This is a genomic window from Candidatus Symbiopectobacterium sp. NZEC135, assembly GCF_025962695.1.
In genome coordinates this window covers 1-1,919 of sequence record NZ_JAGFPF010000289.1, presented here as the reverse complement: position 1 = coordinate 1,919, position 1,919 = coordinate 1, and the positions used below count along the sequence as shown (strand labels likewise).

Genomic DNA, 1,919 nt, shown 5'->3' with positions numbered 1-1,919 from the left:
CAGCAATGGCTCGAACTGCTGGGGCTGGCAGCACAAGCGGACTCCCCGTTCCACGCATTGTCATGGGGGCAGCAGCGTCTGGTACTGATTGCGCGCGCGCTGGTGAAACACCCGGCACTGTTGATTCTTGACGAACCGTTACAAGGGTTAGATCCGCTCAACCGGCAGTTGGTGCGGCGCTGGCTGGATGTGTTGATCGGCGAAGGCGAAACGCAGTTGCTGTTTGTTTCCCACCACGCAGAAGACGCACCGGAATGCATCACAAACCGCCTCACCTTTGTGGCACAAGGTGATATTTACGGATATCAGTTTGAAACGCTGGCGGGTAACCCGAAATAAATAACAAAGGCCGCTGAGCGGCCTTTGTTATTTTAACGGCTGAATGAGCGTAAGTTATAAGACACATCACCACTCGTCCAAATCGTAATTATTTTCAAACATCGCACGTTTGCATTCAAGAAATCGCCGCGGAAGGTAACGATGGTAATTTTTGTTGTGACAAAACTCAGCAAAATCATCAAAATGAGATACACCGACTTTGGTGTAAAGTCTTTGCAGGGCACTTTCAATGGTACGAGGTGAAAGGAATAATATATCGCCTATAGCTTTACAGGTTCGGCCTTGCAGTTTTAAGAAAATAATTTCACACTCTTTTTCCGTAAAAAAACCATCTGGCCGATTGAGTAATAAAGATCCGGGGCATCGTCCGTTGACAAAATCATTGGGAGTGAAGGTTTGTAGCGTCTTACCATAGGTCACTATACCGACACATTGATTATTTTTATCATAAAAGGGTATTTTTCTAACAATATAGGGATAATCAACAGCATCTGGATGAACCTCTAAAGTACTTAATGTATTTTTAGAGTCACTCACTAATTTATCTTGATATTGCCATTCTTTTACTACATCTTCATTTTCTGTCAACCTCGAATTAAACTCAAACTCAGTTTTGTGTAAGAAATCATTTGGTGTTCTAACTCCTATAAGTTTTGCCAATGAAAGATTGGCGTAAATATATCTAGAGTCTAACCCCTTAATACAATAGGGGTCATGATGCTGGTCCAACACATTTACCAATACTCGTGGAAGATAATCGTCATCGTGAATATCATCACTCATAAAACACCTCCTTTTAAACTGATAAATTCGTCAATATTTACTCAAATAAAAATCAAACAACAGAATTAATATTATCATCAAATAGGATGCTATTGCTTTCAACAAACCGCTTCGGAAGATATCTATGGTAATTGCGATGGTGGCAAAAAGCAGTAAAATCATCGAAATGTGTTACATTTGCTCTGAGGTATATTTTTTGCAAAACAATTTCCACAAAAGATATCGAGCATGAAAGTCGGTTAGCAATGCTTTCTGACGTTCGCCCTTGAAGATTTAAGAATATTATCTCACATTCATTTTCAGTGAAAAAATCATTGGGTTTAGTTAAAAGAAAAGAACCGGGACGCTGACCGTTAATAAATTCACTAGGAGAAAATGTTTCCAATGTCCGACAATTAGTTAACACACCAATGCACTGGTTATTCTCATTGTAAAAGGGGAATTTCCTAACAATATAAGGACAATCCACCGCTTTTGGATTGACCTCTAATGTAACAAGTTTTCTTCTGGAAGTAATCACATAATTATCTTGCCACTGCCACTCTTTTACAATACTCAAATCTTCAGTTAAACGTGACTGAATATTATCTTCTGTCTTATCAATTAAATCACTCGGTGAGTGCACGCCCACTTTTTTCGCAACCGATAAATTTGCATAAATAAACCTAGAATCCATCCCCTTGATAAAATAAGCATCATTATGCTGATCGAGTAACGTTATCAGCATATTAGGTAGGATAATGTTTTCCTGCATATTACTATTCATTGTCACCTCTCATTTAAAGGCAGCAGAAACA

The 1,919-nt window shown here is 39.3% G+C and carries 3 protein-coding genes; 1 reads left to right on the top strand and 2 read right to left on the bottom strand.

Annotated features, from left to right (window positions below; translation table 11 throughout):
- Positions 1–339: ATP-binding cassette domain-containing protein (locus J5224_RS26030; RefSeq protein WP_264628082.1), on the top strand; the 339-nt coding region annotated here is incomplete at its 5' end.
- Between the two features lie 66 nt (positions 340–405).
- Here the strand turns inward: J5224_RS26030 and J5224_RS26025 are convergent.
- The gene (locus tag J5224_RS26025) at positions 406–1,122 is read right to left on the bottom strand and encodes a PAS and helix-turn-helix domain-containing protein (RefSeq protein WP_264628081.1); all 717 of its coding nucleotides are present in this window, start codon (positions 1,120–1,122) and stop codon (positions 406–408) included.
- Positions 1,123–1,174: 52 nt separating this feature from the next.
- Positions 1,175–1,888 carry a PAS domain-containing protein gene (locus J5224_RS26020; protein WP_264628080.1) on the bottom strand — a complete coding sequence of 238 codons (714 nt, stop codon included), beginning with the start codon at positions 1,886–1,888 and terminating at the stop codon, positions 1,175–1,177.
- Positions 1,889–1,919 lie beyond the last annotated feature (31 nt).